General features: G+C 59.2%; 28 protein-coding genes, 2 tRNA genes, 2 pseudogenes and 1 riboswitch. Of the genes and pseudogenes, 16 read left to right on the forward strand and 16 right to left on the reverse strand.

Annotation, left to right across the window (positions count from 1 at the left end):
• Positions 1-99: 99 nt before the first annotated feature.
• The 6 genes from ACW4PC_RS16945 (at position 100) to ACW4PC_RS16970 (ending at position 4,070) form a co-directional block, all read left to right on the forward strand.
• The gene (locus tag ACW4PC_RS16945; RefSeq protein WP_455874531.1) at positions 100-687 is read left to right on the forward strand and encodes a L,D-transpeptidase; all 588 of its coding nucleotides are present in this window, start codon (positions 100-102) and stop codon (positions 685-687) included.
• A gap of 169 nt (positions 688-856) precedes the next feature.
• Positions 857-994, forward strand: a complete 138-nt coding sequence (locus tag ACW4PC_RS16950; protein ID WP_455874532.1) for an ABC transporter — start codon at positions 857-859, stop codon at positions 992-994.
• Between the two features lie 152 nt (positions 995-1,146).
• On the forward strand, positions 1,147-1,728 hold the full coding sequence (locus tag ACW4PC_RS16955) for a hypothetical protein (RefSeq protein WP_455874533.1): 582 nt from the start codon (positions 1,147-1,149) through the stop codon (positions 1,726-1,728).
• Positions 1,729-1,805: 77 nt separating this feature from the next.
• On the forward strand, positions 1,806-2,393 hold the full coding sequence (locus ACW4PC_RS16960; RefSeq protein WP_455874534.1) for a protein-S-isoprenylcysteine O-methyltransferase: 588 nt from the start codon (positions 1,806-1,808) through the stop codon (positions 2,391-2,393).
• Positions 2,394-2,403: 10 nt separating this feature from the next.
• Positions 2,404-3,192, forward strand: coding sequence for a hypothetical protein (locus ACW4PC_RS16965; RefSeq protein ID WP_455875041.1), 789 nt, complete (start codon positions 2,404-2,406; stop codon positions 3,190-3,192).
• Positions 3,189-4,070: an SDR family NAD(P)-dependent oxidoreductase gene (locus ACW4PC_RS16970; protein ID WP_455874535.1), complete on the forward strand. Its 882-nt coding sequence runs from the start codon at positions 3,189-3,191 to the stop codon at positions 4,068-4,070. The genes ACW4PC_RS16965 and ACW4PC_RS16970 overlap by 4 nt, the downstream gene beginning before the upstream one ends.
• Positions 4,071-5,353: 1,283 nt before the next feature.
• Here the strand turns inward: ACW4PC_RS16970 and ACW4PC_RS16975 are convergent.
• Both ACW4PC_RS16975 and ACW4PC_RS16980 read right to left on the reverse strand, forming a co-directional pair.
• Positions 5,354-5,429 (reverse strand) — tRNA-Thr (locus ACW4PC_RS16975).
• Between the two features lie 123 nt (positions 5,430-5,552).
• On the reverse strand, positions 5,553-6,512 hold the full coding sequence (locus ACW4PC_RS16980; protein ID WP_455874536.1) for an NAD(P)H-dependent flavin oxidoreductase: 960 nt from the start codon (positions 6,510-6,512) through the stop codon (positions 5,553-5,555).
• Positions 6,513-6,787: 275 nt separating this feature from the next.
• Here ACW4PC_RS16980 and ACW4PC_RS16985 point away from each other — a divergent pair, with 275 nt between their 5' ends.
• Complete coding sequence (locus ACW4PC_RS16985) at positions 6,788-7,972, forward strand: regulator (RefSeq protein WP_455874537.1); 1,185 nt, start codon at positions 6,788-6,790, stop codon at positions 7,970-7,972.
• A gap of 3 nt (positions 7,973-7,975) precedes the next feature.
• Here ACW4PC_RS16985 and ppk2 read toward each other — a convergent pair whose 3' ends face one another.
• Positions 7,976-8,857 (reverse strand): polyphosphate kinase 2, encoded by an 882-nt coding sequence (gene ppk2, locus ACW4PC_RS16990; RefSeq protein WP_455874538.1) that lies wholly within the window; start codon positions 8,855-8,857, stop codon positions 7,976-7,978.
• A gap of 233 nt (positions 8,858-9,090) precedes the next feature.
• Between ppk2 and phoR the strand changes: the two genes are divergently transcribed.
• The gene (gene phoR / locus ACW4PC_RS16995) at positions 9,091-10,311 is read left to right on the forward strand and encodes a phosphate regulon sensor histidine kinase PhoR (RefSeq protein ID WP_455875042.1); all 1,221 of its coding nucleotides are present in this window, start codon (positions 9,091-9,093) and stop codon (positions 10,309-10,311) included.
• A 108-nt stretch (positions 10,312-10,419) separates the two neighbouring features.
• Here the strand turns inward: phoR and ACW4PC_RS17000 are convergent, their stop codons facing one another.
• On the reverse strand, positions 10,420-10,953 hold the full coding sequence (locus ACW4PC_RS17000) for a GcrA family cell cycle regulator (RefSeq protein WP_455874539.1): 534 nt from the start codon (positions 10,951-10,953) through the stop codon (positions 10,420-10,422).
• A 420-nt stretch (positions 10,954-11,373) separates the two neighbouring features.
• Here ACW4PC_RS17000 and ACW4PC_RS17005 point away from each other — a divergent pair, with 420 nt between their 5' ends.
• The 3 genes from ACW4PC_RS17005 to ACW4PC_RS17015 all read left to right on the forward strand — a co-directional run bounded on the left by ACW4PC_RS17005 (position 11,374) and on the right by ACW4PC_RS17015 (position 14,621).
• Positions 11,374-12,573, forward strand: a complete 1,200-nt coding sequence (locus ACW4PC_RS17005; protein WP_455874540.1) for an acetylornithine transaminase — start codon at positions 11,374-11,376, stop codon at positions 12,571-12,573.
• 41 nt (positions 12,574-12,614) lie between these two features.
• A complete protein-coding gene (argF, locus tag ACW4PC_RS17010) occupies positions 12,615-13,532 on the forward strand; it encodes an ornithine carbamoyltransferase (RefSeq protein ID WP_455874541.1) in 918 nt (305 codons plus the stop codon).
• A gap of 93 nt (positions 13,533-13,625) precedes the next feature.
• Positions 13,626-14,621, forward strand: a complete 996-nt coding sequence (locus ACW4PC_RS17015; protein ID WP_455874542.1) for an Hsp33 family molecular chaperone — start codon at positions 13,626-13,628, stop codon at positions 14,619-14,621.
• On the opposite strand, the gene apaG is transcribed toward ACW4PC_RS17015, so the two are convergent.
• Positions 14,622-15,014, reverse strand: coding sequence for a Co2+/Mg2+ efflux protein ApaG (gene apaG, locus ACW4PC_RS17020; protein ID WP_022713591.1), 393 nt, complete (start codon positions 15,012-15,014; stop codon positions 14,622-14,624).
• A gap of 222 nt (positions 15,015-15,236) precedes the next feature.
• Positions 15,237-16,421, reverse strand: a complete 1,185-nt coding sequence (locus ACW4PC_RS17025) for an O-succinylhomoserine sulfhydrylase (protein ID WP_455874543.1) — start codon at positions 16,419-16,421, stop codon at positions 15,237-15,239.
• A 46-nt stretch (positions 16,422-16,467) separates the two neighbouring features.
• Positions 16,468-16,546, reverse strand: a riboswitch (SAM riboswitch).
• A 73-nt stretch (positions 16,547-16,619) separates the two neighbouring features.
• Here ACW4PC_RS17025 and ACW4PC_RS17030 point away from each other — a divergent pair.
• Both ACW4PC_RS17030 and ACW4PC_RS17035 read left to right on the forward strand, forming a co-directional pair.
• Positions 16,620-17,714, forward strand: coding sequence for a 2'-deoxycytidine 5'-triphosphate deaminase (locus ACW4PC_RS17030; RefSeq protein WP_455874544.1), 1,095 nt, complete (start codon positions 16,620-16,622; stop codon positions 17,712-17,714).
• Between the two features lie 44 nt (positions 17,715-17,758).
• Positions 17,759-17,832 (forward strand) — tRNA-Gly (locus ACW4PC_RS17035).
• A 39-nt stretch (positions 17,833-17,871) separates the two neighbouring features.
• Here the strand turns inward: ACW4PC_RS17035 and ACW4PC_RS17040 are convergent.
• The gene (locus ACW4PC_RS17040; protein ID WP_455874545.1) at positions 17,872-18,285 is read right to left on the reverse strand and encodes a hypothetical protein; all 414 of its coding nucleotides are present in this window, start codon (positions 18,283-18,285) and stop codon (positions 17,872-17,874) included.
• 85 nt (positions 18,286-18,370) lie between these two features.
• The gene (locus ACW4PC_RS17045; protein ID WP_455874546.1) at positions 18,371-18,679 is read right to left on the reverse strand and encodes a hypothetical protein; all 309 of its coding nucleotides are present in this window, start codon (positions 18,677-18,679) and stop codon (positions 18,371-18,373) included.
• Positions 18,680-19,204: 525 nt separating this feature from the next.
• Here ACW4PC_RS17045 and ACW4PC_RS17050 point away from each other — a divergent pair.
• A complete protein-coding gene (locus tag ACW4PC_RS17050) occupies positions 19,205-19,396 on the forward strand; it encodes a hypothetical protein (RefSeq protein ID WP_455874547.1) in 192 nt (63 codons plus the stop codon).
• Between the two features lie 859 nt (positions 19,397-20,255).
• Here the strand turns inward: ACW4PC_RS17050 and ACW4PC_RS17055 are convergent.
• The 5 genes and pseudogenes from ACW4PC_RS17055 to ACW4PC_RS17075 all read right to left on the reverse strand — a co-directional run bounded on the left by ACW4PC_RS17055 (position 20,256) and on the right by ACW4PC_RS17075 (position 24,582).
• On the reverse strand, positions 20,256-20,543 hold the full coding sequence (locus ACW4PC_RS17055) for a DUF1236 domain-containing protein (RefSeq protein ID WP_455874548.1): 288 nt from the start codon (positions 20,541-20,543) through the stop codon (positions 20,256-20,258).
• A 394-nt stretch (positions 20,544-20,937) separates the two neighbouring features.
• The gene (locus ACW4PC_RS17060; protein WP_455874549.1) at positions 20,938-21,159 is read right to left on the reverse strand and encodes a hypothetical protein; all 222 of its coding nucleotides are present in this window, start codon (positions 21,157-21,159) and stop codon (positions 20,938-20,940) included.
• Positions 21,160-21,231: 72 nt separating this feature from the next.
• Entirely contained in the window at positions 21,232-21,513 is a 282-nt protein-coding gene (locus ACW4PC_RS17065) for a hypothetical protein (RefSeq protein WP_455874550.1), read from the reverse strand.
• Positions 21,514-21,925: 412 nt separating this feature from the next.
• A pseudogene (locus ACW4PC_RS17070) lies at positions 21,926-23,925 on the reverse strand (methyl-accepting chemotaxis protein).
• A 315-nt stretch (positions 23,926-24,240) separates the two neighbouring features.
• Entirely contained in the window at positions 24,241-24,582 is a 342-nt protein-coding gene (locus tag ACW4PC_RS17075) for a hypothetical protein (protein ID WP_455874551.1), read from the reverse strand.
• Between the two features lie 53 nt (positions 24,583-24,635).
• On the opposite strand from ACW4PC_RS17075, the pseudogene ACW4PC_RS17080 reads away from it, so the two are divergent.
• Positions 24,636-25,509, forward strand: a pseudogene (locus tag ACW4PC_RS17080) (transporter substrate-binding domain-containing protein).
• Here ACW4PC_RS17080 and ACW4PC_RS17085 read toward each other — a convergent pair.
• Both ACW4PC_RS17085 and ACW4PC_RS17090 read right to left on the reverse strand, forming a co-directional pair.
• Positions 25,506-25,919, reverse strand: a complete 414-nt coding sequence (locus tag ACW4PC_RS17085; RefSeq protein WP_039843844.1) for a tellurite resistance TerB family protein — start codon at positions 25,917-25,919, stop codon at positions 25,506-25,508. The pseudogene ACW4PC_RS17080 and the gene ACW4PC_RS17085 overlap by 4 nt on opposite strands.
• Positions 25,920-25,981: 62 nt before the next feature.
• Positions 25,982-26,215, reverse strand: coding sequence for a hypothetical protein (locus tag ACW4PC_RS17090; protein ID WP_455874552.1), 234 nt, complete (start codon positions 26,213-26,215; stop codon positions 25,982-25,984).
• Between the two features lie 164 nt (positions 26,216-26,379).
• Here ACW4PC_RS17090 and ACW4PC_RS17095 point away from each other — a divergent pair, with 164 nt between their 5' ends.
• The gene (locus tag ACW4PC_RS17095) at positions 26,380-26,502 is read left to right on the forward strand and encodes a hypothetical protein (RefSeq protein WP_455874553.1); all 123 of its coding nucleotides are present in this window, start codon (positions 26,380-26,382) and stop codon (positions 26,500-26,502) included.
• 15 nt (positions 26,503-26,517) lie between these two features.
• Here the strand turns inward: ACW4PC_RS17095 and ACW4PC_RS17100 are convergent, their stop codons facing one another.
• Positions 26,518-26,724: a hypothetical protein gene (locus ACW4PC_RS17100; protein WP_455874554.1), complete on the reverse strand. Its 207-nt coding sequence runs from the start codon at positions 26,722-26,724 to the stop codon at positions 26,518-26,520.
• Positions 26,725-26,731: the final 7 nt, after the last annotated feature.

Below are 26,731 nucleotides of genomic sequence, written 5' to 3' on the forward strand. Positions count from 1 at the left end.
AGAGCGTTTGCACCTTTCAGCTTTGACGCGAGGCTTGGCCGGTTGGCGCCGGGATGTTAAGACGAAGAATAGGGTCGATCGATTGCTTAGCAGGTAGAGATGGAAAAAAAACACGTTGCGCGCCGGGGGCTCCTGCTGGGCAGTCTGGCGTTGATGGTATCTGGATGCGCTTCAACGACGGGATGGCAGGTGGGGTCGATGTTTTCGTCGGCGCCGCGAATCAGCTCTCGCTACCGGCGGCGGCGCGTGCCATATGACGGAAGCGAGCCGCCTGGAACGATCGTGGTCAACACCTACGAGCGTTACCTTTATCTGGTCGAAGGCGGCGGCGAGGCCTTGCGCTATGGCGTTGCAGTCGGCGAGGAGGGTCTGACGCTTAAGGGAAGGGCGACCATCGGGCGGAAGGCGGAATGGCCCTCGTGGATGCCCACAGCCAGCATGATACGGCGCAAGCCGCACCTGGCGCAGTATGCGGGCGGTGTTTCGGGCGGACCCCATAATCCACTGGGTGCGGCTGCCCTTTATCTCTACAGGGGCGGACAGGACACCCTGTTCCGGCTGCATGGAACGAACGAGCCCTGGTTGATAGGGCAAGCGGTTTCCAATGGATGCATTCGCTTGACGAATGAGGACATCGTCGACCTCTACAGCAGGGCTCCGGTGGGAACGCCAGTATTGGTCATATGATGCTTACATTTTGCAACGATAACGCCACGGTCTGTTAGGCATTATGAGGCGCCCGGGGCCGCGCAGAGGCAAGGTGTGTCCTTTCTGCACTTGGCTTAGGCGTATTTTGCGGCTATTAGTAGAAGCGTTGCCTTCGATAACCTATTCCGTGCTAAGGAGAGGACTACTGATGAGCAGAATTCTGATCATGTGCCTAGTTGCGTTGTTTTCCGTTGCAAGCCTGAGCGCTTGCGGGTCGATCGGTAAGGGCAAGGGGAAGGCCCCGCCGCCCGTAGCGGAACCGGCACCGGCACCAGTATATAAGTAGCAACTAACTGTTGCTGAATGGGAAGGGGCATTCGTGGCCCTTCCCCACGTCGTGCAGTCCGGGCTGGACCTGCCTTGCAGCTTGCAGCGCAAAGATTGGCGTCAAGCGGGGCATGTGTCGATGCTCGCTATACCGGGAGATGAAGTGTAGCGATGACGCTTGCAAAGGGCCGTCTATCACTTGTAATTCTATTCGCTCTCGCGCTCACATCATGCCAGACAGAAGACAAGCCACCGCAACCGCGATTCGTTTCGGATGCGCGAGGGGGGTCTGTTGGCGAATCATCCCAAAAAACAGATGGCCAGTACTTTATCGAGTTCCGCTCGCGCTACGCGCTGAGCTACGGCCACACCTACGTGATTTTCGGGCGGTTGAACAAAGCTGGCGGGATGGTCAATCCGGAGGTCGCAGGGCTTGCTCCTGCGACCAATGAAACAGCCCCCTATGTTCTCGGCCACTTCGTGCCCGTGCCGGCCGAAACCGGGGCCAGTGACGGCGACCTGGAGGAGGCCTACAGGTCGGCAAGCTGGCGCGTCCTTCTCACTCCATCGGAATACAACGAGACCGTTGCCTTCATACGCAAGCTGAAGGCCAAAACCAAGTTTTGGCAGGCTTCGGTTTATAACTGCAACGCTTTCGTAGCAGAAATCGCTCGCTCGATGGGCTATAAGGCGCCCAGCATCTGGCTCCGCCCGCAACAATTCGTGACGCAGCTTCGAGAAATGAACACCTAAATGCGAGGCGGGCAAGCTGCCATACCGCTTCTTCATCCAATCGGTTGCAGGACGCAGAAGGGCTCTGGAGACTTAAATTGAGCATAGCTGTTGTCGGCAAGATCCTGTGGGTGCTCGGCGTCGTTGCCTGGTATATCATCCGCTATCCCTTCGAGCGCCGCGCCAAGCGCGTGCGTGTCGTCAGTCACCGCCGTTCTCGTATCGAGACGATCGGGCTTGCCTCGGCGCTGCTCGGACTTGCGATCGTGCCGGGGTTCTATGTCGCCACCGGCATGCCGCAAGCAGCCGATTATCCGGCCCGCGCCTGGGCGATCACCGTCGGGGTGGTGCTCTTTGCCGCCGCCATGTGGGTCTTTCGCAGAACCCACAAGGAACTCGGCCGCAACTGGTCCATCACGTTGGAGATTCGCGACCAGCATCAGCTGATTTGCAGCGGCCCCTACGCTTTCGTCCGCCATCCCATGTACACGTCTTTCCTGCTGATGGGCCTCGGGCAGGCCTTTCTGCTGTCGAACTGGATCGTGGGGCTTGCTGGTCTGATCGGCTTCGCAATCCTCTTTTTTCTCCGGGTGGACAAGGAAGAGCGTATGATGCTGGAGATTTTCGGCGCGCAATATCGCGCCTATATGGATAGGACCAAGCGAATTATTCCCTATCTTTATTAGAGGAGGCATGATGCGAGGCCGGACCATCAAGCTTTCGGCGGCACGGCGCCTTGTCGGGGATCTGATGCGGTTCTCGATCGGAGTGCCGCGGGTCACTGTGCAGCGGCAGATGAACCTCGGCCCGCTCCAGAAGGCCAGAATGGCGCAGTCAAGCAGACCCTCCTGGACCGTACTCTTCTTGAAGGGATACGCGCTTCTCTCGAAGGAGACACCGGACCTTAGGCGCGCTTACATCAAGTTCCCGAGAGCTCAGCTCTATGAATATCCGGAAAGCGTGGCCTCGATTGCCCACGAGCGCGAATATGGCAGCGAGCGGGTCGTCTTGCTGAGCTTGGTCAAGGCCCCCGAGCGGCGGCCGATCGCCGAACTCGAGGCCTTGATCCAGGCGGCGCGCTCGCGCCCGGTCCTGGAAATCAAGGAGTTCCGGCGTGCATTGAAGTTTGCCCGTGCGCCGGCGCCTTTGAGGTGGCTGTTGATGTGGCTCGGGCTGAATATCGGGCGCCAGCGTGCCCGCCGGTTCGGCACTTTCCAGCTGTCGGTCTATTCCGGTCTCGGGGCAGAGTCACTCAACCCCCTTTCGCCTTTGACCACGCTCTTCAATTACGGCCCGATCTCCGCAGATGGGTCGGTCACGGTCCGGATCCACTACGATCACAGGGTCATGGACGGCGCCAACGTCGCACGAGCGCTGGAGCGGTTCGAAAAGATATTGAACGGCGAAGTCACCAGCGAAGTAAAGAGCATCGCCCCACAGGGTGCTGCCGCTCTCGATACGACGGCTTCAGGGACGGCAATATGATCATCAAGAGTGAGTTTCGTCCGTCCGCCGTGGTGGTCGGCGCGTCGCGCGGCATCGGCAGAGCAATTGCCAAGGTTGTCGCCCGGGAGCATGGGGCCGTCGTTGTGCTCGTTGCGCGCTCGCCTGAAGGTCTGGCTGCTGCCGCGGCAGACGTGCGGGCGGCGGGCGGCGAGGCATTCACGCTGGAATTGGATCTCCTTGTGGCCGATGCCTCGGCGCGTTTGCAGGACTTCCTGTCTGCAAACGGTTTGTTCTGCGATGTCCTGGTCAACAGCGCCGGATACGGATTGCGCGGTGCGGCAACGCTCCTTCCGGTCGAAGATCAGCTTGGCATCATCGATCTCAACATACGAGCCCTCAGCGACCTGACCCTTCGCTTCCTGCCGGGAATGGCAGCACGCGGGCGTGGTGGCGTGCTCAATCTCGGTTCCATAGCCGGATTCACGCCCGGGCCGAATATGGCCCTGTATTATGCGAGCAAAGCTTTCGTGCGCTTCTTTTCGGAAGCGCTTCATCAGGAATTGCGCCGCACGGGCGTGACCGTCACATGCGTTGCGCCGGGACCGGTGTCGACCGAATTCCTCGAAAAATCCGGCGCCGGCCGAGCACAGCTTTTCAAGATATTGCCGAAGCTCGATTCGGACTATGTGGCCGAACGGGCCTGGCGCGGCTTCAAATCCGGCCGCCGCCTTGTGGTCCCCGGCATCTCGGCCAAGCTTGTCGCTCTGGCGGCCGCCCTGCTGCCCTCCGCCGCAACACTTCCCCTGATCGGCCGCCTGCAGCGCCGCAGCAGCGATCCCTGCCCCTGCGGCTCCGGCAAGACGTTCAAGGAATGCTGCCGCATTCGCCATCGGGGGATTGCCGCCGGAGACAGTTGATTGGCGTGGCAGCGTCAGGAGGCACGCTTGCGGATTTCCGGAGACATCAGAGGCGAGTTTATAAACAAAATCAATCAGAAAGTAATGGTGTCGCTTACGTGACTCGAACACGTGACCCATCATTACGAACACTATTTGCGTTACCTTCGCCTTCCAAAGTATCGGTGCAGTGGCTGCGGAGTTACATAGCCGGGCTTCACGTCATCCAAAATTGATCTAAGTTATTGATGTCGCGTGCGATATCAAAGGAACCAAACTCGCTTTCATGACGCGCCATTGTGAACGCTATCGCCTCCTCATGAACTCCCGCAACCGCGGAACTCATGGCGCTCACCGCCGCTAGGCAGCTCCCCCACACCTTTCCCGGACGGCTCGACGGCTGCTTCGCGCCACTTCCGGCCCTTGCCAACGAACTCCTGAAGATCGCGTCAACTGACCTTTTGTCACATTTCGAATACATGACCTAGGCCATACTGAGACAAAGGCACCGATGGCGTGATTGCCCGGAAAACTTGCTTTCCACCAGATCTCCACGATCATGTATAAGGACGCAACTATCCGTGCCTCGCTGAAATCCTATTCGACAGAGGAAAGCTAAGCCGATGAAAAGGACCAGCCTTATACTCTTTGCGCTCATGTTCGGGGTCGAACCTTCATTCGCAATCGAGCGGTTGAATGCCGGTTCGACGACCTGCGCCGCCGTTCAGCGGATTATCGCCCGCGATGGAGCGGCCATCCTACGTTATCCATCTGAGAGAGTACCTGGTATGACGCTTTACAAACGATACGTGCGTAATAAGGCCCAGTGCGACAGCGATGATGAAGCCGCGAAAACATCAGTCAAGACCGCTGACGAGCCACGATGCCGGCTGGCGCGTTGCCGATCATCTTCACACAATCAATCGACGTCAGGTTCCCGATGACAGGTCTTGCCTTCTTTGAACGGATCCGGCGATCACCAACCGAGTAAATAGACCTGGCGCACCGGCGAGAAGTCGCCTGCTATACGTCATGTTTGGCACTCGTCGATGCACCCGGCTTTGAAATCGTATGCGTCACCTATATTCTTCGCAGCATCCCTCATATGTGGCCAAACGCGGATATGGGATACTCTGGCAAAGCACGCATGGCTGCTGCCATGGCTAAACTGTGAAGGCTTACCTTGTCGCAAACGGTGTGACGCGCGGCAATGAGCACATCTGCTACCCGAACGGCATTTATCAGGCTCCCGGTAAATAGCCGTGTCCAATCTGGCCTAAGGAACTGATTTACTTCAAGAAAAGTGGTGCCGCTTACGTGACTCGAACACGTGACCCCATCATTACGAATGATGTGCTCTACCGACTGAGCTAAAGCGGCAACTTGGCGGCCAACTGTGCGGCCGCGATTTGCATGGCGCTGATACAGGCATTGTTTGAAGATTTCAAGCGCCCTGTCGTGCCTTTGAAAAAAAAGACGCTCCGCTGTGGAAGGTGGCGCGGCTCAGAGCGCGAGGCGTGTGCGCGCTTCCCGGTATTCGCTTTCCAGCCTGTCAACGAGCTTGGCGACCGGCTCAACCGCCTTGATCGCGCTGATGCCTTGGCCGCTGCCCCAGACGTCTTTCCAGGCCTTCGCGCCGCCGACTGCCTGTTCGAAATCCATCTTCGATGGGTCAGCGACCGGGAGGTTGTCCGGGTCGAGGCCGACGGCCTGGATCGATGGTTTCAGGTAATTGCCATGCACGCCGGTGAAATAATTGGAATAGACGATGTCGTTTGCAGCGCCCGCGACGATCGCCTGCTTGTAGGCGTCGGCGGCGCGCGCTTCCTCGGTCGCGATGAACGGCGTCCCGATATAGGCCATGTCCGCACCCATCGCCTGTGCTGCAAGGATCGCGCCGCCGGTGGCGATCGCGCCTGCCAAAAGCAGCGGCCCGTCGAACCATTCACGGATTTCCTGCACCAGCGCGAAGGGTGACAGCGTGCCGGCATGCCCACCGGCTCCCGCCGCTACCGCAATCAGTCCGTCGGCACCCTTCCTAATCGCCGAATTGGCGTGGCGGTTGTTGATGACGTCGTGGAGCACGATGCCGCCATAGGAGTGTACGGCCGCATTCACCTCGGGCACGGCACCGAGCGAAGAGATCACGATCGGCACCTTGTATTTGACGCAGAGGCGCAGGTCGTGCTCCAGCCGCTTGTTCGACATGTGGACGATCTGGTTGACGGCAAAGGGTGCTGCCGGCCTGTCCGGATTGGCGGCGTTGTAGGCGGCGATGTCATCGGTGATCATTGCCAGCCATTCGTCGAGCTGGCTTTCCGGCCGGGCGTTCAGTGCCGGAAAAGCGCCGATCACGCCCGCCTTGCATTGCGCCAGCGTCAGGGCCGGATGCGAGATGATAAAGAGCGGTGAAGCAAGGACCGGCAGTCTCAGGTTTTCCGTAAGGATTTTGGGAAGGGACATCGTTCACCATTCAATTGACGTTTACGAAAACGTCAATTTGATAGCAGACTTGATGAGCGAGGAAAAGAGCATGCTTGAGTGCCGAGCTGTCGATTCCGCAGAGATCGGGTGTCGAGATAAATGGGCAAGGGGGGGAAGGGGCATATTTATTGCTCGCGATTCGAAATGCTGCCAGCCGCAAGACTTGCGGTTTTCAACCATAGACGCTACCGAGTTTTGTTAGGCATTTGTAAAGATTTCAGGGTGATGCCTGATGCCAGCATGAAGGATCGGACGTGAGCGGATTAGAAACGGCAATCAGAACGGCGCTTAACAACTCCGATCGCGATAATCCGGAAGTCCGTGCAAGGATTTATCAATCGGCCCGCCAGGCGCTGGAGGCCGGTCTTCGCAAGCAGGATATCACCGACCGGGAAGCGATTGCGCATCATCGTCATCGGCTCGAAACGACCATTCACATGATCGAGGCCGAAGAACGCGAGCGCCTGCATCCGCGCCAGGGTCCACCGGAAGTGCCCGTTCCGCCCGTCGCCGAAATCCCGCCGCCGGTCAGGCACGACGAGCGTTTTGAACATGACGCGCCTCAGGTCGGCGGTGAAACACGAGGCTATTCGGCAAGGCCTGCCTACGACGAGTCGAGGCTTGATGACGTCCATGCCGCTGCATCCGATCATCTCGGCGCGGCACCTCAGACCGGCGAAGGCCCTGCACCCGAAAGCCGCCCCTCCGCCCATATGGATTTCCGGCCGGAAGGGGCTGCAAAGCGCCGCAAGCCGCGAAAATTCTTCTCGCGGCTGCTTGTCTGGTGCGTGCTGATCGCCTTTATCGGCATGGGGGCCTGGTGGGCTTATAAGTCCGGCCTCTTCCTGACGGCGGCCGAGCGCGACACCAGCGTCGCCAATCCGCCTGCCAGTACCGAGCCGGAAGACTTCGACGGTGCGGACGAAGGTGCTGCGAACACGGCGCCGCATGTCGATCAGCCGGTCACGATCGACCCGCAGAACAGCTTTTCTGCGGAGTGGATCGAGATATTCAAGCCGTCGGACGCTGCCAAGGTCGAAAGCGGCCCGCGGGCACGGACTGAAAACATCGCCGAAAACGATGGTCCGGCTGTTCGTTTGATCTCGGAAAGCAACGGCGCTGACGGAAGTATCGGCATCAGCGTTCCGAAAGACGTACTTCGAGAGCTCGCCGGCAAATCCTCGACGATCGCGATCACGTTGCAATCGACGAGCGACGAGCCGACGCAGGTGATGGTCGAATGCAATTTCCAGACGCTCGGCAATTGCGCTCGCCATCGGTTCAGCGTCACCCGCGAAAAGTCCGACGCTCTGCTTCAGGTTACCTTCGACCGGTCGTTGGCGCCGAGTGGCGATGGCAGGCTGATGATCAACAGCGATGTCGACGGCAAGGCGCGGGGCATCAACCTCTACGCCGTGCGCATCCTGCCGGGGCAGTGACCCTTATTTGAGAAATCCGGACCCCGCGCCGATGATCTTGTCGTCGAGATCGCCAATCGCCTTGTCGTCCTTTCCGTCGTAATCCATTGTCTTCAGCATGTGACGGATGAGGTTGAGCCGCGCGCGACGTTTGTCGTTGGCGCGGATGACCGTCCAGGGCGCAAATTCCGTATGCGTCGCCTCGAGCATCCGCTCGCGTTTGTCGCTGTAGTCGCCCCATTTGGTGAGCGCCGCGATATCCATCGATGAAAGCTTCCATACCTTCAGCGGATCGTGCCTGCGGTCGTGGAAGCGCTTGAGTTGCATCTCGCGGCCGATATCCAGATAGAACTTGAAGAAATGAATGCCTTCGTGGGCAATGATCTTTTCCAGCTGCGGCGCTTGCTTGAGGAAATCCTCATATTGCTTGGGCGTGCAAAACCCCATGACCGGTTCGACACCTGCGCGGTTGTACCAGGAGCGGTCAAAGAGAACGAACTCGCCGGCCGTCGGAAACTGGGCGATGTAGCGCTGGAAATACCATTGGCCGAGTTCCCGGTCATTCGGCTTGGCGAGTGCGACGACGCGGGCAAGGCGCGGGTTCATGTGGGCGGAGGAGGCCGAGATGGCGCCGCCCTTGCCGGCCGCGTCGCGGCCTTCAAAGAGCGCCATCACCCGTTTGCCGGTCGCCTGCAGCCAGAACTGCACTTTGACCAGTTCGATCTGCAGCTTTTCCAGCTCTTCGAGATACTCTTCCTCTTTCAGCTTTTTCTTGTAGGGGAAATCCCCCGATTCCAGCGCCTCTTCATCGATCCAGTCCGCAAGCACCGGATCGTCGACATCGAAGACGCGCTTCTTGCCCCTGATGTCCAGTTCAACCGCGCGGCTTTCGACAGCTTCGGCCATATTTCCTTCTCCGCCTGTGGCTTTCTTCGCAGGCGATCATATTTTTCATTGAAAATCAAATCCGTCGCGGCAGTCAAAATTCCTGTGTGTATCGGTTGCGGCTTTTGCGGCAAATGGCAGGGGCGGAAAACTTCTGTCATGAATCACGGCTATCAGGCAGAGTTTGAACATAAGAACGAACCGACCGGGCGAGGAACACTTTGGAAGACGAAATGCCATGGACAACGGGGCTCATGGCCCGCATCCGGCAGCAGCGAACGGTTCTGCTCGCGGCGATCGTCATTGGCCTCGTTGCGCTTGCGGCCGGCATGAACAAGTGGGCGGTGCTGGCGCTTCTTGTCTTAATGATCGCCGTTGTGCTTCTAAACAGCATGCCGGCCGTGCAGGCAAAGCTTGCCGAACCGCCGGAACTCGAACCGGAAGCGCCGACGAGTCTGCTGCCCGCCGTCTCCGCAACGCTGGCTGGCCTCGATATACCCGTGATGCTCCTCTCAGGCGATGCCTCCGTTCTCTTCCAGAACCGCGCCGCGGAAAAGGCCTTTGGCGAAGTGGTGATCGGGGCGCATATTTCTGCACGCCTGCGCTCGCCGGGCATTCTGGACATGGTGGCAGAGACGATCGCCACCAACGCTCCCAACCAGATCGAGCATTCCGAGCGCCTGCCGTCGGAGCGCGTCTATATTGTTCGCAGCGCGCCGATCGACCTCGGCGGCGCCGGGAATGGCGAGCGCTTCTTCCTGCTTTCGTTCCGCGATATCTCCGAGGTGCGGCGTATCGATCGCATGCGGTCGGACTTTGTCGCCAATGCCAGCCATGAGCTGCGCACTCCGCTTGCGTCGCTCCGCGGTTTCATCGAGACGATCCAAGGCCCGGCAAAGAATGATCCGAAGGCGCAGGAGCGCTTCCTGGGCATCATGTTCGACCAGACGACTCGCATGAGCCGCCTTGTCGACGATCTTCTCTCGCTTTCCCGTCTTGAGCTCAAGTCGCACATCGCACCGGACGAGAAGGTCGATCTCGTGCCGCTGCTCGGCCATGTCAGGGACGCGCTGGTGCCGCTTGCCACGGAGGTTGGAGTCGAGATCAATCTGCACCTGCCGGAGGGCAAGGCGGAGGTTCTCGGAGACCGCGACGAACTGGTCCAGGTTTTTGAAAATCTCATGGAGAATGCATGCAAGTACGGCCAGGAAGGCAAGGTCGTCGATGTCCACGTCAAGAATGCATCCGGCGAGGCAGTTGAAGTCAGCATCGCAGATAAAGGCCCGGGCATTCCCGCGGAGCATGTGCCGCGCCTCACGGAGCGGTTTTATCGCGTCAATATCGAGGATAGCCGCTCCAAAAAGGGCACCGGTCTCGGTCTGGCGATCGTCAAGCATATCCTGACGCGCCACCGCGCACGGCTGATCGTCAAGTCCGAAATCGGCAAGGGAACGGAGTTCACCGTGCGTTTCTGACGACGTAAACCCTGGAATATTCGTCGTGGTTTTGAGGCCGAAATCTCGATTGCCAGACGCAAAGAAACGGGCCCGCGAGGACCCGTTTCGGGTTGTTACTTACCCGGCTCAGCTTGCGCGGGCTGCGGTCCGGCGGCGCTCGTTGACCGGCTGATAGGCAAGGCGCTGGTGATAGCTGCAATAAGGGGAAGAGTCGGGGCTGTCGCAACCGCAGAAGTGGAAGTCGTCCTTCAGCGGGTCGCCGACCGGCCACTTGCAGGTACGCTCCGTGAGTTCCGTCAGACCGAGACGGCGGGAGATCGGCACGACAACGTTTGTGGCCGGACGATAGTCCATCTCCTCCACGAGATCGATCTCGACCTCTTCCTTGAGCATCGTCGCGCCCTGCTGGCGCGTGACGGTGCGGGTTGCCATCCGCGATGCATAATTCGGTGCGCGGACAGCCGAAGTATTGCGCTTCGGCGCGCGTGCGGTCGTCGTCGCGCCGCCGGCCTTGGCGCGGCCCGGAAGGCTAAGCCTGTGGACCTTGCCAATGACCGCGTTCCTGCTCACTCCGCCGAGTTGCGCCGCGATCTGGCTCGCGCTCAACCCTTCGGACCAAAGCTTCTTGAGTTTTTCGACACGCTCGTCTGTCCAGTTCATGCCCTGTCTCCGCCGTTTAGCGTTGTGAAGGCAGAATCCCTCACCCTCGCTCCGGATACGTCCGAAGCAGGAAACGCCTGACCAATTGTGGTGACTAGTTCCGCCGCATGCAGTCTAGTAATTGAGTTTTAACCTAGTGTGAGGCTGACTCCGTGACAAGAGTCGCGGGAATCCGGATGAATCGAATTTCAAGTTTTCCCCAACTTGCTTCCCGAGCGAGTCATTTCTGCAACATTAGCTGTTGATAAACAGCTCGCCTGATTGGCTGCCGGCCGCATGCGCCCAAATCCGCAGTTTTGTTGACATTACGGCGCGAAACGTAAATAGTGGCCCTCGCCGCCGAAAGGCGGCATTTTTAATTTTTCGGGCCTGGTTTTTAGCCGGAGTCCGGTTGCCCTAACGACGACAGGAGACCGCGCCATGGCTCAAGCCGCGCCGCTATATGACACCTATTCTCGCGCCCCTCTGCGGTTCGAGCGAGGTGAGGGCGTATGGCTGATCACCGAGGGCGGCGAGCGATATCTGGATTTTGGCGCAGGCGTTGCCGTAACATCCGTCGGCCACGGCAATCCGCATGTCGTTGAAGCTCTGAAGGCGCAGGCCGACAAGGTTTGGCACCTGTCGAACATCTATGAAATTCCAGGTCAGGAGGCGCTTGCCAAGCGGCTGACCGACGTCACATTCGCCGACAAGGTGTTTTTCACCAATTCCGGGGCCGAGGCGCTGGAATGCGCGATCAAGACCGCGCGCCGCTATCAGTATTCCAAGGGCCATCCAGAACGCTTCCACATCATCACCTTCGAAGGCGCTTTCCATGGCCGTACGCTGGCGACGATCGCTGCCGGCGGTCAGGAGAAGTATCTCGAAGGCTTCGGTCCCAAGGCACCGGGTTTCGATCAGGTTCCGTTCGGCGATATCGAGGCGGTCCGCGCCGCGGTCACGGATGCGACGGCGGGCATCCTCATAGAGCCGGTGCAGGGTGAGGGCGGTATTCGTCCGGCGACAAACGAATTCATGAAGGCGCTCCGCCAACTCTGCGACGAGACGGGCCTGTTGTTGATTCTTGACGAGGTTCAGTCCGGCGTCGGCCGCACAGGCAAGCTCTTTGCCCACGAATGGTCCGGCGTCGCGCCGGATATCATGGCGGTGGCGAAGGGCATCGGCGGCGGCTTCCCGCTCGGCGCCTGCCTTGCGACCGCGGATGCCGCGTCCGGCATGAAGGCCGGCACGCATGGTTCCACCTATGGCGGCAATCCGCTTGCCATGGCGGTCGGCAGCGCAGTGCTTGACGTCATCCTGGCCGACGGTTTCCTGCAACATGTGCGCGACGTGGCGCTCGTCTTCCGCCAAGGCCTTGCCTCGCTGAAGGACCGCTATCCGGATGTTATCGAGAATGTGCGCGGCGAAGGCCTGATGCTCGGCATCAAGGCAGCCGTCCCGTCTTCCGAACTGCTGCAGGCCATTCGTGCTGCTCATCTTCTGGCCATTCCGGCGGGCGATAATGTCATCCGTCTCCTTCCGCCTCTGGTCGTCACGGCGGAGGAAGCGCGCGAGGGGCTTGCCCGCGTGGAACGCGCTGCCGAAAGCATTCGCGCCGCAAAGACCAAGAAGACGGCTTGAACGGATAGACGCCTCTCAAGGGGCATACAGGTAAGAACGACATGGCTTCCCCCAGACACTTTCTCGATCTCTCGGCGGTAACCGCATCCGATCTCAGGTCCATCATGGACGATGCGATCGTACGCAAGCAGGCCTTCAAGGCCGGCAAGGGCGATAAGCCGCTCGCAGGCAAGATGCTGGCAATGATTTTCGAGAAGCCCTCGACGCGCACGCGCGTTTCCTTCGATGTCGGCATGCGCCAGCTTGGCGGCGAGACGCTTTTTCTCTCCGGCACGGAGATGCAGCTCGGCCGCGCGGAGACGATCGGCGATACCGCCAAGGTGCTCTCGCGTTACGTCGACGCGATCATGATCCGCACGACGGAGCATCACCGCATGCTGGAACTTGCCGAACGCGCGACGGTGCCGGTCATCAACGCGCTGACGGACGACACACACCCCTGCCAGATCATGGCCGACATCATGACCTTCGAGGAGCATCGCGGTCCCGTCAAGGGCAAGACGATCGCCTGGACCGGCGACGGCAATAACGTGCTGCACTCGCTGGTCGAAGGTGCTGCCCGTTTTGGCTATCGCATGAACATGGCCGTGCCTCTTGGTTCCGAGCCGAAGGATCACTATCTGAACTGGGCCCGCAACGAGGGCGCCCAGATCATGCTTGGCCATGATGCCGACCGTGCGGTCGAGGGTGCCGATTGCGTGGTAACCGATACCTGGGTCTCCATGAATCAGGAACATCGGGCTCGCGGTCACAACGTTTTCCAGCCCTATCAGGTCAACGCGGCTTTGATGGCAAAGGCCGGCAAGGATGCATTGTTCATGCATTGCCTGCCCGCCCATCGTGGTGAGGAAGTGACGGACGAAGTGATCGACGGCCCGCAATCCGTGGTTTTCGATGAGGCGGAGAACCGTCTTCACGCGCAAAAGTCAATTCTTGCATGGTGCCTGGGTGTGATCTGAACCATACTGGGCGCCACCTTTGGCCTGATGGCCTCGTGGCCGCGCGAGTGGAAAGACTTCTGGTCTGCCGCTCGGACTACTAGGAGTAAGACCATGGCAGAAACCGCAAGGGCTTTCGGCGAGTTCGATTTCGCCGGTGATGATCACGTTGTCCCGTTCCAGGTAGAGGGCCTCGATGTGCGCGGCCGCGCCGTCCAGCTCGGTCCCATGCTGGATGCGATCCTCGAGCGCCATCACTATCCGGCACCCGTTGCCCGGCTCCTCGCCGAAGTCATTGTGCTGACGGTGCTTCTCGGGACGTCGCTCAAGTTCGACGGCAAGTTCACGGTGCAGACCAAGGGCGATGGCCCTGTCGATCTCCTCGTCGCTGATTTCTCGACGCCGGAGAACGTGCGTGCCTATGCGCGCTTCGATCAGGCGCTGCTCGACAAGGCAGTCGCCGCCGGCCAAACCGAGCCGGAACAGCTTCTTGGCAAGGGCGTGCTGGCTTTCACCATCGACCAGGGTAAGTTCAGCCAGCCCTATCAGGGCATCGTCGCGCTCGACGGTACCTCGCTTGAGGATATTGCCGGCACATATTTCCGTCAGTCGGAGCAGATCCCGACGCGGGTCCGCCTGGCCGCCGCCGAATTGTTTGACCGCGACGAGGCGGGTAAGCCGCGCCACCGCTGGCGCGCCGGCGGTCTCGTTGCACAGTTCTTGCCGGAAGCGCCGGAGCGCATGCGCCAGCCCGACCTCCACGGCGGCGACGGCGATAACGCCGCGCTGGCACACAAGGAAGACGACGCCTGGACCGAAGCGCGCGCGTTGGTCGACACGATCGACGCGGACGAACTGACGGATCCGCAGGTCGGAATCGAACGCCTGCTCTTTCGCCTCTTCCACGAGCGTGGCGTGCGTGTTTTCAGTACCCGGGCAGTTTTCGACCGCTGCAGCTGCTCGCGCGAGAAGATCAAGAATGTGCTGAAGGGCTTTTCGGACGACGAGATCGACGCCAGCCAGGAGAATGGCGAGATTGCCGTTACCTGCGAATTCTGTTCCACGACCTACCGGTTTGAGGTCGTGGAAGTCGCATCGGCTGCGGAATGATCAATTCAGCACTCTGAGCAGCCCGGGAGAATCCAGCGAGAAGGCGGGTATTTCGACATCGAAAAGCTCGCCGTCCTCCGTTTCCATCTGGTAGTGCCCGAACATGAGGCCGGAAGGCGTATCGAGCGGACAGCCGGACGAGTATTCGTAGGTATCGCCGGGTTCCAGCCGGGGCTGCTCGCCGACGACCCCAGGACCGGTCACCTCGTCCACCAGGCCGTTCTGATCGGTGATGTTCCAGTAGCGATTGATGAGCCGTACTGTCAGGTCCGAATTATTGCTGATCACGATCCGGTAGCCCCAGACATAGCGATCATCATCCGGATCGGATTGCTCCTCCAGATAAAAGGGCTCGACGACAACTTCGATATCTCGTGTGAGGGCGCGGTACATGCCTTACACCATAGCCAAGATATGTTACCCGTATCTTATACAGCGCTCGATCCGTCAAGAAACGGCACATGCATCATCCTTCAAACCGCGATGATTGCACGTCGTTTCGAACATTAATCCTAATTTTCGAAGTTAATTCCCGTATTAAAGCGAAGCTCTTGCGCCATTTCTTAGGTGGAGCATGTGGCCGGACCGGCAAGGTCCGGCCGTCGCTATCGCAGGTCAGGACTTAACCTTTGAAAGAGCCTGAGCGAAATCTTCGATCAGGTCATCAGCATCCTCGATGCCGAGCGAAAGGCGAACCGTGCCGGGGGAAATGCCTAGTTCCGCGCGGGCGTCATCGCTCAGGTTCTTGTGCGTCGTCGTTGCCGGATGCGTGATCAGGCTCTTGGAATCGCCGAGATTGTTCGAGATTTTGATGATATCGAGCGCATTCTGCAACGCGAAGGCTGCTTCCTTCCCGCCCTTCAGCTCGAATGCGACGAGCGTCGAGCCGCCGGACATCTGCTTGGCGATGATATCGGCCTGCGGATGATCCTTGCGGCCCGGATAGATCACCTTGGCCACCTGCTTCTGTTCGGCAAGGAAGTCCGCCATCCTGGCAGCACTCGCCGTCTGCTGCTTGACGCGCAGCGGCAGCGTTTCGATGCCCTTCAGAAGCGTCCAGGCATTGAAAGGCGACATGGCCGGACCTGTGTGGCGGAAGTAGTCGTGCAGGTTTTCGTCGATCCATTCCTTATCGGAAAGCACGACGCCGCCGAGGCAGCGGCCCTGGCCGTCGATATGCTTGGTCGCGGAATAGACGACGATATGGGCGCCGAGTTCCAGGGGCTTCTGGAAGAGCGGCGTTGCGAAGACGTTGTCGACGACCACCTTGGCGCCGATCTGGTCGGCGAGCTTGGCAACGCCTGCGATGTCGATCACTTCCAGCGTCGGGTTCGTCGGGCTTTCGAGGAAGAAGACCTTCGTCGCCGGGCGGATCGCCTTCTCCCAGTTTTCGAGATAGCGGCCGTCGATGAGCGTGCATTCGATGCCGTATTTCGGCGCAAGCGTTTCGACCACCCATCGGCAGGAGCCGAAGAGCGCGCGGGCGGCAACGATATGGTCGCCGGCCTTCAACTGGCAGAGGATCGCCGCGGTGACGGCAGCCATGCCGGAAGCGGTGGCGCGGGCGTCTTCGGCGCCTTCGAGCGCGCACATCCGCTTTTCGAACATATCGTTGGTCGGGCTTCCGTATCGGGCATAGATGAAGCCGTCCGTCTCGCCCTTGAATCGGGCTTCCGCCGCTTCAGAGGTATCATAGACGAAACCTTGCGTCAGGAAGATCGCTTCCGAAGTCTCGCCATATTGCGAGCGCAGCGTCCCTTCGTGAACGAGTTGGGTTGCCGGGCGCCAAGTCTTGCTCATGCCATCACCACCTTCAAACAACAAAAAAACCGGCCGCAAAAGCAGACCGGTTTCATACCCGGTCTTTTTAGCCACTTCTTTAACGTGGCTGCAAGCCGACCGGCCAAATCACCACGGGATAAAGCTGCAATACTGCTGATAGCTTCTTGCGTCAATTCCTTGAGTTTGGTTTTGTCTGAGGCAAATTATGGATGGAGCATGATGGCTCGGGAAACTGGAATCTTGGCCGATCGCGCAATTGCTGCGCTGTTTGAAACGGGCCGCCTCACGAGTGAGCGGGAACTGGACCGCGATCAGATCCAGCCGGCCAGCCTGGACCTGCGCTTGGGCGCCAAGGCGTTCCGCGTCCGGGCAAGTTTCATGCCGGGTCCCTCGCATCTCGTTGCCGACAAGCTCGACCGGCTGAGCCTGCACGTCATCGATCTCTCCGAAGGTGCCGTGCTCGAAACGGGCTGCGTCTATATCGTGCCTCTCATGGAGCGGCTCGATCTTCCGGCTGAAATGTCCGCCTCGGCCAACCCGAAGAGCTCGACTGGCCGCCTCGACATCTTCACCCGTGTCATTACCGACTACGCGCAGGAATTCGACAAGATACCTTCCGGTTATTCTGGCCCGCTCTATCTGGAAATCAGCCCGCGCACGTTCCCTGTCGTCGTGCGCCGTGGCTCGCGCCTCTCGCAGATACGGTTCCGGGTCGGGTATTCGATTCTCGGCGAGCCGGAACTGCAGGCGCTGCATGATGCGGAAACGCTGGTCGCAAGCGCCAAGCCGAACGTTTCGGGCGGCGGCATTGCGCTGTCGATCGACCTGGCAGGCGACAATGATGGCCTGATCGGCTACCGCGGCAAGCATCACACGGCCGTCGTCGATGTCGATAAGAAGGCCGAGCACGATATCTTCGATTTCTGGGAGCCGCTTTACAGCCGCGGTCGCAACGAATTGATCCTCGATCCGGATGAGTTCTATATTCTCGTTTCGCGCGAGGCCGTGCACGTTCCGCCGCACTACGCAGCCGAAATGACGCCCTTCGATCCGCTCGTCGGCGAGTTTCGCGTGCACTACGCCGGCTTCTTCGATCCAGGCTTCGGCCACGCACCTGCCGGCGGCATGGGCAGCCGCGCCGTTCTCGAAGTCCGCAGCCATGAAGTGCCCTTCATCCTCGAGGACGGCCAGATCGTCGGCCGCCTGGTTTACGAGCACATGCTGGAGAAACCCGAAAGCCTTTATGGCTCCGGCCTTGGATCGAACTACCAGGCCCAGGGCCTGAAACTCTCGAAGCACTTCCGCATCTGAGAGCCTTGACACCGCCACCCATCTGTTGGAAGGCTTCCGTCATCGCGGGTGTAGCTCAATGGTAGAGCAGCAGCTTCCCAAGCTGAATACGAGGGTTCGATTCCCTTCACCCGCTCCAGCAACTTCAATAACTTAAAATTGGCGTTTCACTGCCGTTTCACTTGCGCGATTCGGCGCGGGCCTCGGCGATCTTGCGGCTAGCCTCAGCCCGTCGCCACGGCTGTACTTTTTCGTCATCTTCACCGTCGAGCGGGTAGCGAGGTTGCTTGCCATTTCGATCGATCCGGTTGCCTCGACCGTCTCCGAAACCGCGCCTGCGCGCGTGTCCATCGACCAGACATTGTTGGGAACCCCCGCAGCAACGCGAACCTTGCGGAACTTCTCCGCATCCGGTTTTCCAATAAGGCTTCCCGTAGTCCTCATCAATCACGGCCGGACCGATCTCTGGAAGCGTGTAGGCTTTCAGAGCTTCGGTCACGAGCGGATAGCTGTTCAGATCGCGAGCGACCGCAGCTCCCGTCTTGCTGGTCTTCAGGGTCAGGATCATATCCTTTGAGATATCGCCGGCCATGAGACCGCGCCAACGGAACTCGCCACCTTCGGGAGGCGGCACCATTCGCCGATAACGTCGATACGGCGCAGCGCCGCCTCGAACTTCAGCGCCTCGACGAACCCAATCGAGGGGCATTCCTCTCGGCGCTCTTCTTAACGATTGCCAAGCACTGATCGTAGGTCATAGTGACCGTACGCGCGTCTGGCTGCTCGAAGCGCATATCCGAGAGGATATCTCGCGCCTGCTTGTAGCCACGGAGCCGCTCGCCTGCGCCGTAGGAAAGGATCAAGCGGAGAAGCTTGATCGCGCCTGAAGCTCGACGGTGCCCCTTCTTTTTCCAGCCGGTGAACCAACGGGAAAAGTCGGACGCTTTAAAGGCGTTAATATCTCGGTCGCCGACGATCTTCTCCAAGGGGACCGTTCAGGTCAACCAAAAGAGGTAATGAAGGGAACCGAGAAGCAACCAAGAGTGAACTAAAGGAGATAGTTTATTAGACTCTACTAACTGACATAATGTCACAAAATGGCGAATCAGCTAGAATACGGCTTTATGTGTCGTCTGAGTTCAAGATAGGCGCGGCGATGAGATACGAAATTGAGCGGGAAAACAACGGAACCTACCGTATCATAGATCATCGAAGAAACGATCAGGTCGCGGTATGGGAGGACGCAGTTCAAGTTCGCTTATCGTTTGGCCTTGCAAGTGCCCTAGTGGGATATATGAACGCGAAGGACCGGCACGACACGGCTTTCGGTCGCGAACCTGAACGCGATCGGCTCCCACAGGCAAGCTCTCACTGACATAATGTCAAAAAATGACCCGGCGATTGGCTGGCGATTACCCGCTAGATGTTCCGTGGGCGTCATTGGCGTGTTCATTAGGTGCAGCTGACCGTCTATCTTAGCGCCATGGGAGGGAAGGCTAAGGGGTTAAGGCATGACAGACATAGCAGACACGCAAAGGGCAAGCGCTGGCGTAACGCTCCGGGCGGACTGGATCGGCGTCCTATCCATTCTATTCGTTGTGGCATTCATCGGCCTAGCGATCACTGGATATGGCAAGAGCGCGCCGGGTGACGGTAACGCGGTCCTATCGATCGCACCGAAGGCGCACATAATGGCTCCCTAATATGGATTGGGAATTGGCAATTGAGAGGCTGATAGGGCTGGCTTGGCTTACCCTATGTGGCACTTGCATATTCATAGCGGCAAAGAAGCACGCTCAAGGCCATACGCTTGAGATGTGGGGAATGATCTTTGTCGCGCTCGTCATGGCTATTATGTTCGCCGAAGTGATCAAAAAAGATGGCGCAATAGCTCCATAAGCGCACCTGAAGAGAGATTGATTTAAAAAAAGCGCCCCGCTGTCGATCGACGGGGCAAAGGGGAAGTGACGAATACCGCTCATTAGGGGTGCGCGGCTCCTATAACATGGGTGAGGCGATCTACCGTTAAACTAGCCCAAAGGTATTAGTGCGATTCCGCACAAAAAGCGGCCCTGCGTACGGGGTGTTGAGCAGGGCCAGGTCGCCGGCTAGATGCGCGAGCGTAGATGGTGCCGCGCAATCCGTTCAAGTCAACGACTTAACCGCAGAGAGTGTTCCGCCAGCAGCCCCGCCAAATGAAGCGAGGCCATGTGTTGGAGGGGATCAGTCCTCGATACAGGCACAGGTACCTGGTGCGGATCGCACAGCCGCATGCAAGGGGCTAAAGCACGGTTACAGGAGAGCTTGGCCGCACGATCCATTCCGCCGAACGTCCAAGGCGGTTGAATGTTCCTCGTCGTCCGCTTCTATAAAAGGCTCGCGCTGGATGAACAACGCGAGCCCTTTTGCAAACCGCGTGAAAGAGGGGAAGGGGTTCGCCTCTACCGCGCACTAGTAGAATGGCAGACGATCAAAAGAGAGCAAATTAGTTAAAACGGCTTAGGTCGTCGTGCCGTCGGGGAGAAATCGCGGGCCCGGGGGCGGGCCCGCAGTGCTTTCAAGTTATTCGACGACCTCGATCACCGCGCGGGTCTTCGGATTGACGAGGACGCGCTTTTCGTTGACGACCACATAGCCGTAATCGGGCTGATCGGGGATCGTGTGGATCTCGACTGTGTCAGGCAGCGCCGTACCGACCGCAACTTCACCTTCGAATTTGACCGATGGCGATTTCTGCTCAAGAACATAGGTTCTGACCTCGCCGGGAACGACGACCGTCGCTGTCTGCGCGACCGCCGCCCCACCGAGCGACAGAAACAGCGATACGGCAGAGATGACCAGTTTTTTCATGTTATCCTCCCAGGATTTTCAGTGTGCCGATAAAACGCTACCGGCAGGATATAGTTCCTTCGCTGCACGGAATGAGTGCGGCGCGACGCGACCCTGTATTCCGGCCGCGCTCCTTGGCCGGAGTAACGTGCGACAGACGATCAAAAGAGAGCAAATCAGTTAAAACGGCTCAGTCCGGTCCCCTGCGCATTCAGGGAACGTGCCGGCGCTTCGGACGCCGAATGCCTCTCACTCAGGGCATCGATAATCTCCATGGCGGTGGATTCATCAAGGCGTGTTAGCGGCAGAGTTTCAGCAATGACAGCGACCCTGTGCGTTTGCGTATGGACGATCGACCAGCTGCCATCCCCGTCGCGTCTGGCGTAGTACTGCAGGCGTATTGGCATATTCACGTCTACCTCTGTTTCTCGGCAATACTGGCGAGTAACTGTTCCAAGCTCTCTTCGTTCCTGACGCCGTGCTGATAGAAATAGATGATCTGGGTTGCGAGCTCGTCGCAGGCGTCGTCACCCGTTATGTGCCCGGTCGCGCAGATATGATCGAAGACTCTTTTGCAGATCACGATATCTTCGTTCTGCAATGGTGCATCGTTCGCAGCGAAATCATCTCTGGTCATGGTTCAGCACTCCCCAAGAAGATGGTCTATTTTCGAAGATCAATCCTGAACGCAGGATGAAACGCAAATCGCTTACCGTCCATGCAGCCATTTGATCTGCTCGTATAGCTCTTCGACCTTTCTCGACGCCTCTCTGGCCGTTGGTTCCCAGCCGTTGTGCGGTAGGATGTTCTGCCTCTGCCAAGGGATGGTATTGATCGCCCATCGCCACTGGCGGGCGCGCGACCCGCTGGTCAGGTCGAGATAAATGCGCACGAACTGCAAGTCGCCATCCAATGAGACAAAGTCCTGGTGGTCTTCGCCTGGCCATGTCTCCCGCCATTTGTATTTCGGCTGATATTCTTCCGTCATCATTGCCCGTCCCAAACCGAACAATTCCGAAGTTTATCAACGGCGAGGCATTCTTCGCACGCCCTCCAGGCCCCAAAAAGCAGCCTGAAATTTCGGTCAGCATGACTCAAACTGTGGGACACTTAGAACGAAAAGTATAATAGGTTCGTTGATTGGAAAATGGTCCCACGTTTCTGCAAGTCTTTGATTTCTCACGTTTGCCGGACACCTGACTTCCCATCTCGCGTTTCAAAACCTCGCCGGATGTTAACCGGCGAGGGGACTTGTTAGTGAAACGTCGCCTTGTTTTTCCTCAAGGTTCTCGAAGCTTCCCAAGCTGAATACGAGGGTTCGATCCCCTTCACCCCCTTCAGCTGCTCACGGATCCACAGGTGGGGCGCCTATAAACGGTTGGGCGGCCTCTGGCCGCCCGCTCTCAAAATTCTGTCCAATCGGCGTCCTTGTTTTCCGAAGCGCTGTTCATGCCGAATGCGCCGGCAAGCGTCTGGCCAAGTGCGCGTGCAGGCGAAGCGGCGGGCCGCGTGCCCACTGTCGCCATGCGGATTGCGGGTTTTGATAACGGCACCGGACGGGTCACCGCAGGCCGTGCTGGTGCTTGCGGCATCGGACGTGCCGCTGCGATGAGGCTATCCGTTCCGCTCAGCTTGAACTGGCCGAGCAGTTCGTTGAGCGCGGCGGCCTCCGTTGCCAGGCTGTGGCTTGCTGCCGTGCTTTCTTCGACCATGGCGGCATTCTGCTGCGTGCCCTGATCCATAGTGTTCACGGCCGTATTGATTTCCTGCAGGCCTGTCGATTGCTCACGGGAAGCTTCCGCGATTGCGTGGACGTGCTGGTTGATCTCCTGCACCTCATGAACGATGGCATCGAGCGCCTTGCCCGTTTCGCCGACAAGGGCAACGCCGGTCCGGACATGTGTGCCGGAATTGGTGATCAGCGACTTTATCTCCCTTGCCGCATTCGCCGAACGTTGCGCCAGTTCGCGCACTTCCTGAGCGACGACCGCAAAGCCCTTGCCCGCTTCGCCCGCACGTGCTGCCTCGACGCCGGCATTCAGGGCGAGCAGGTTCGTCTGGAAGGCGATGTCGTCGATCACGCCGATGATATTGCTGATCTCGGCCGAGGACTGCTCGATCTGCTGCATCGCCTTGACGGCATGGCGGACGACTTCGCCGGACTTCTCGGCGCCTGGCGCGGGTGCGGGCAACGAGTTCGCTTGCTTCCTGCGCGCGGCAGGCGGCGTCCTTTACAGTCGTTGTGATCTGTTCCAGCGCGGCAGCGGTTTCCTCCACCGATGCGGCCTGCTGCTCCGTGCGCTTCGAAAGTTCGTCGGCCGATGAACGGATTTCATTCGCCCCCGCGCCGATCGCCCGCGCATTGGCGCCGACGGTGCGCATGGCCTCGTTCAGCTTTTCGACCGAATGGTTGAAGTTCTTGGCGCAATCCATCGAGATGTTTTGCGAACGGAACATCGATATGCGAGGCAAGATCGCCCGATGCGAGACGGCGCAGCCCGTCGCCGAGCGCCTCTGCCGCGCCGGATAATTCCGCCGCTTCGCGAGCCTTCTGGGCGTCGCGCTCGCGGCGTTCGCCATCGGTCAGGTTGCGATCGATTTCCGCCTGGGCTTCGAGCTGGGCGCGCTCGATCGCGTTGTTGCGGAAAACTTCGAGCGCTTCGGCCATCTGGCCCACTTCGTCGCGGCGCTCAAGGCCCGGCACATCGCCGTCGGTCTCGCCTTCGGCAAGGCGTGTCATTCGCTCACGAAGCTTCGCCATCGGCGACGTGATGCCGGCCTGTGCGATGACGATGCCGAGCGCGATGGCGCCGATAACGGCCGCCGCGATTATCGCAAGGCAGAGATTGATGCGGTCATTGACGCTTGCCGAAACGGCGTCTCCGCCATCGTTGAGCATCGACATCAAGGCATCGTTATTCGCCGTCATCTTCGGTGTCAGTACGGTGAGCTTGGCGTTCAGCTGAGCGGCTGCAATCTGGGCTCCGGCGCTGTCACCGGACTTGCTCATCTCGGCAACCTTGCTTGAAATCGTTTCTATTTCGGCGATTCCGCTGAGAATATCGTCTATCGCCGGCTTACGGCTGGGCACCAGAACGGCCGCCTCGTTGAGACGGTCACGCGCTTGCGGCAGCTTGCTCGGTGTGGAAAGCGCGGTATGGAAAGCGGGCGTGCCCGCCTTCAGGCTCGCCAGCCTCGTGGTCTGCAGCACGGCGGCGACGACAGACGCGCTGGCGCGCGCGCCTTGCATGGCCGCCAATGCTTCATGGTCGATGAAGGCGCTGTATGTCGCATCCGCATGACGGAACTCGGTGATGACGTAAATCAAACCGCCCATGGCGATCACCCCCAGAAGCATGAGGATGGACATGATCTTGGTTCGAATTTTCAGGTTCTTCAGCAGTGTTCGCATGGAAAATACCCGCTTTCTTAGGCCTTCTGCTTGCCCGGCATTCTGGAAAATCAATGGTTCGAAACTCGGCATAGAGCTGCGGCATGTTCGAAATGATCTGGTGAGGCTCGACGTCTGCGTCATGCAGCTGGCTGAATAAAAGCCGTCGTCGTCTGCGGCATAAGAATTGAATTTGCTTAACGGTGGCCTAACGTTCAAAGCCGATCCCCAGTAATTCGAGGCGCGCATTTCGCGCAATTTCCTATGCTGGAATCTCGCTCGGAGTATGAGGCGTATTGTGCCGGAAGAAGGGCTCGTCCGGAGCTCCTAGCACGGCTCGCTACGCGGCGGCGGACAGCATGAGCCGGCCGAGCGGCGCCCGATCCGTCGCAGCCGGGTCGCCTGTTTGCAGCTGTCCATCTTCAATTCGCCCGAGCAGAATGAAGACGTATAGCCCCAGAAGACGATGAAAGAGATCGATGCCGACAGGATCGACGAGGCGGGATGGGGAGGCCGATCTCGGCATGCGCCTTTTGTCGGAGCGGATATCCGTTGCCGCGCGTCAAAGCCGAGGATACCCATAGCCGAGATACCCATCTGCTGCACCTCGACACCGCCGTTTGCCATCGTCGAGACGGTGCGGCCCGGCGCATATTCCCCGAAACGCATGACTCTGATACACGGATCACCGAGCGACGATGCCCCGACCCCACGAGCCGGACATGAGACAATCTTTCCTCGCCTCTATGAAGTTTAAGGTGTTTTCAACCCTACTGCAATTATTGGCTGCATTATCTGCGGCGCCTGGCTTTGCGCAGCAGACGCCGTCGTCGCTGCCGCTGCTTTTTGATGCTCGCGAAAGACTTGCCAAGCCGGACCTTTCGTCGCTCGTCCGCCTCCGCTTTCTCGACCTCAGTCGACTTCCCGCCCTTCAACTTTACCGATCAGAACGGCAAGCTGGCGGGTTTCAGTATCGATCTGGCCCGCGAGATCTGCGATGAATTGGAAGTTGCAGCGAAATGCGAGATCCAGGCCCTGCCCTTCGCCGATCTCAAGGAAGCGCTTGCAGCCTCTCAGGGCGATGCCGTCATCGCGGGACTGGCCGTAACCGCGGACTTGCGAAAGCAGTTTACCTTCACCCGTCCCTACCTCATGCTGCCGGCCCGCTTTGTGCGCAATGCGAAGGCAGAGATCAAAGGGAATACCGCCGCATCGCTCTCCGGACGTCCGGTTGGCGTCGTCAAGGCGACGGTCCATGAGGCCATGCTTGCCGCCTTTTTTCCGGCAATAAAAGCCGTGCCTTTCGAGAACAAGGAAGCGATGCTTACTGCTCTTAAGGACGGCAAGGTGGATGCCGCCTTTGCCGATGCCCTGCAGCTATCCTTCTGGGTTTCCTCCCAGGCGTCAGCAAAATGCTGTGCGCTCTTCGACGGCCCTTATCTGTCGGAGCAGTTTCTGGGGGAAGGCATGACGATCATGCTTCGCCAGAACGACGGCGTATTGACCGCAGCGCTGGACCACGCGCTTGCAGCGCTTTCCAAAAACGGCCGCCTGCAGGAAATCTATTTGCGTTATTTCCCTTACGGGCTCTTTTAACCCTTGCGGAAGCGGGCGATCGCACTGCGTTCGATGGCAGCGCAGGTGAGCTTGTCGAGTTCCAGCCTGTCGCGGAGCATGCTCAGCAGCCGAAGCTCCTCGGCCTTGACCGAAAGGTCGGCGGAGGCGACTTCGACGGCAAGTGCATAGGCGGTATCGTAGAGCCGCGAAGGCAGCGTGTCCTTCACGGTTTCCAAAACGACATCGAGGCCCTCCGGTCCGGCCAGCAGCGATGCGCAGTCGCGGGCAATCGAAATCAGCTTGTCGTGGTCGAAATCCTTGAAGACCGGTAGAAAGCCGATCAGCTGGCCGATGCGCTCCATTTCCCGGTCGTTCATCGTGCTGTCGACAGCGGATGCCATCACCATCACGTAAATCAGCGCGTCATGGGCGGAAAGCGGCTTGTTCATACGGTCATTCCCTCTGTTTCGGCAGGAGTTTAGGAATTGCCGTGCGCCATTACAAGGGATCGCTAGATCGGATCGAGAGGATTGTCCGGCGGCGGTCCGGGTGGCAATGTCAGCGGCGCGCCCTTGCGCGGATCCTCGCCATAGACGCCTTTCTTCTCCGCTTTGGCCTTCGCACCGGCTTCGGTCAGTGCCGATCCGGGGGCCGCATCCGCCCAGCCGTTTTCGACGAGCCATTGAGAAAGGTCCTGCGCACCGATCTTGCAGGAGGCGGTCGTGAGTACCGGTCCAGTTGGCATCCTCCAGATCGCAAGTGACCGAGCGCAGCCGCAGAAAGAGCCGGAAATTCGTCTTTGCCAGCATGCCGCAAGGCCATTCGTTCCCATCCGGTTCTTTGCAGACCTTGTCGGCCTGTGTCGGAACGATACCGGCAAGGCGCAGCGTCCTGTTTCCGAAGGCGAGAATGCCTGCACTCTCGGCGAGCGGCCTCGGCAATGTCGCGGCCTTCTGCGGCTCCGGCTTTGGCTTTTCCGGCTCGGCCGTGGCAACCCGTTCGAGCGGCTTGCCATCCGCCTGCGCTGGATAAAATCGGCTGGCTTCATCAACCGGCCGCGCGCTCATGCTGATCTTTCGGATCGGGAAGGGCAAGCGGCGGCTTTGGAGTCTCCTTGGATTTGGCAGTTGTGGCAGGTTCTTCGCTCGCGGTTGCCGCCGCGTCCGGTTCGGCAAATCGCTCCCTGCCTGCCGCCAGCATCCCGGCGACGATTGTTATTCCCGCAACAGCTGTCAGAAGTGCTGCAGGCCGCATGGAAGAT

It is taken from the genome of Rhizobium yanglingense (assembly GCF_977109285.1).

Excerpts from the sequence above, each read along its gene's own strand:
- ACW4PC_RS16945 (WP_455874531.1), top strand. The coding sequence starts at position 100 with ATGGAAAAAAAACACGTTGCGCGCCGGGGGCTCCTGCTGGGCAGTCTG.
- ACW4PC_RS16950 (WP_455874532.1), top strand. The coding sequence starts at position 857 with ATGAGCAGAATTCTGATCATGTGCCTAGTTGCGTTGTTTTCCGTTGCA.
- ACW4PC_RS16955 (WP_455874533.1), top strand. The coding sequence starts at position 1,147 with ATGACGCTTGCAAAGGGCCGTCTATCACTTGTAATTCTATTCGCTCTC.
- ACW4PC_RS16965 (WP_455875041.1), top strand. The coding sequence starts at position 2,404 with ATGCGAGGCCGGACCATCAAGCTTTCGGCGGCACGGCGCCTTGTCGGG.
- ACW4PC_RS16970 (WP_455874535.1), top strand. The coding sequence starts at position 3,189 with ATGATCATCAAGAGTGAGTTTCGTCCGTCCGCCGTGGTGGTCGGCGCG.
- ACW4PC_RS16980 (WP_455874536.1), bottom strand. The coding sequence starts at position 6,512 with ATGTCCCTTCCCAAAATCCTTACGGAAAACCTGAGACTGCCGGTCCTT.
- ppk2 (WP_455874538.1), bottom strand. The coding sequence starts at position 8,857 with ATGGCCGAAGCTGTCGAAAGCCGCGCGGTTGAACTGGACATCAGGGGC.
- phoR (WP_455875042.1), top strand. The coding sequence starts at position 9,091 with ATGGCCCGCATCCGGCAGCAGCGAACGGTTCTGCTCGCGGCGATCGTC.
- ACW4PC_RS17000 (WP_455874539.1), bottom strand. The coding sequence starts at position 10,953 with ATGAACTGGACAGACGAGCGTGTCGAAAAACTCAAGAAGCTTTGGTCC.
- ACW4PC_RS17005 (WP_455874540.1), top strand. The coding sequence starts at position 11,374 with ATGGCTCAAGCCGCGCCGCTATATGACACCTATTCTCGCGCCCCTCTG.
- argF (WP_455874541.1), top strand. The coding sequence starts at position 12,615 with ATGGCTTCCCCCAGACACTTTCTCGATCTCTCGGCGGTAACCGCATCC.
- ACW4PC_RS17015 (WP_455874542.1), top strand. The coding sequence starts at position 13,626 with ATGGCAGAAACCGCAAGGGCTTTCGGCGAGTTCGATTTCGCCGGTGAT.
- apaG (WP_022713591.1), bottom strand. The coding sequence starts at position 15,014 with ATGTACCGCGCCCTCACACGAGATATCGAAGTTGTCGTCGAGCCCTTT.
- ACW4PC_RS17025 (WP_455874543.1), bottom strand. The coding sequence starts at position 16,421 with ATGAGCAAGACTTGGCGCCCGGCAACCCAACTCGTTCACGAAGGGACG.
- ACW4PC_RS17030 (WP_455874544.1), top strand. The coding sequence starts at position 16,620 with ATGATGGCTCGGGAAACTGGAATCTTGGCCGATCGCGCAATTGCTGCG.
- ACW4PC_RS17040 (WP_455874545.1), bottom strand. The coding sequence starts at position 18,285 with ATGGCCGGCGATATCTCAAAGGATATGATCCTGACCCTGAAGACCAGC.
- ACW4PC_RS17050 (WP_455874547.1), top strand. The coding sequence starts at position 19,205 with ATGACAGACATAGCAGACACGCAAAGGGCAAGCGCTGGCGTAACGCTC.
- ACW4PC_RS17055 (WP_455874548.1), bottom strand. The coding sequence starts at position 20,543 with ATGAAAAAACTGGTCATCTCTGCCGTATCGCTGTTTCTGTCGCTCGGT.
- ACW4PC_RS17060 (WP_455874549.1), bottom strand. The coding sequence starts at position 21,159 with ATGACCAGAGATGATTTCGCTGCGAACGATGCACCATTGCAGAACGAA.
- ACW4PC_RS17065 (WP_455874550.1), bottom strand. The coding sequence starts at position 21,513 with ATGATGACGGAAGAATATCAGCCGAAATACAAATGGCGGGAGACATGG.
- ACW4PC_RS17075 (WP_455874551.1), bottom strand. The coding sequence starts at position 24,582 with ATGCGTTTCGGGGAATATGCGCCGGGCCGCACCGTCTCGACGATGGCA.
- ACW4PC_RS17085 (WP_039843844.1), bottom strand. The coding sequence starts at position 25,919 with ATGAACAAGCCGCTTTCCGCCCATGACGCGCTGATTTACGTGATGGTG.
- ACW4PC_RS17090 (WP_455874552.1), bottom strand. The coding sequence starts at position 26,215 with ATGCCAACTGGACCGGTACTCACGACCGCCTCCTGCAAGATCGGTGCG.
- ACW4PC_RS17095 (WP_455874553.1), top strand. The coding sequence starts at position 26,380 with ATGCCTGCACTCTCGGCGAGCGGCCTCGGCAATGTCGCGGCCTTCTGC.
- ACW4PC_RS17100 (WP_455874554.1), bottom strand. The coding sequence starts at position 26,724 with ATGCGGCCTGCAGCACTTCTGACAGCTGTTGCGGGAATAACAATCGTC.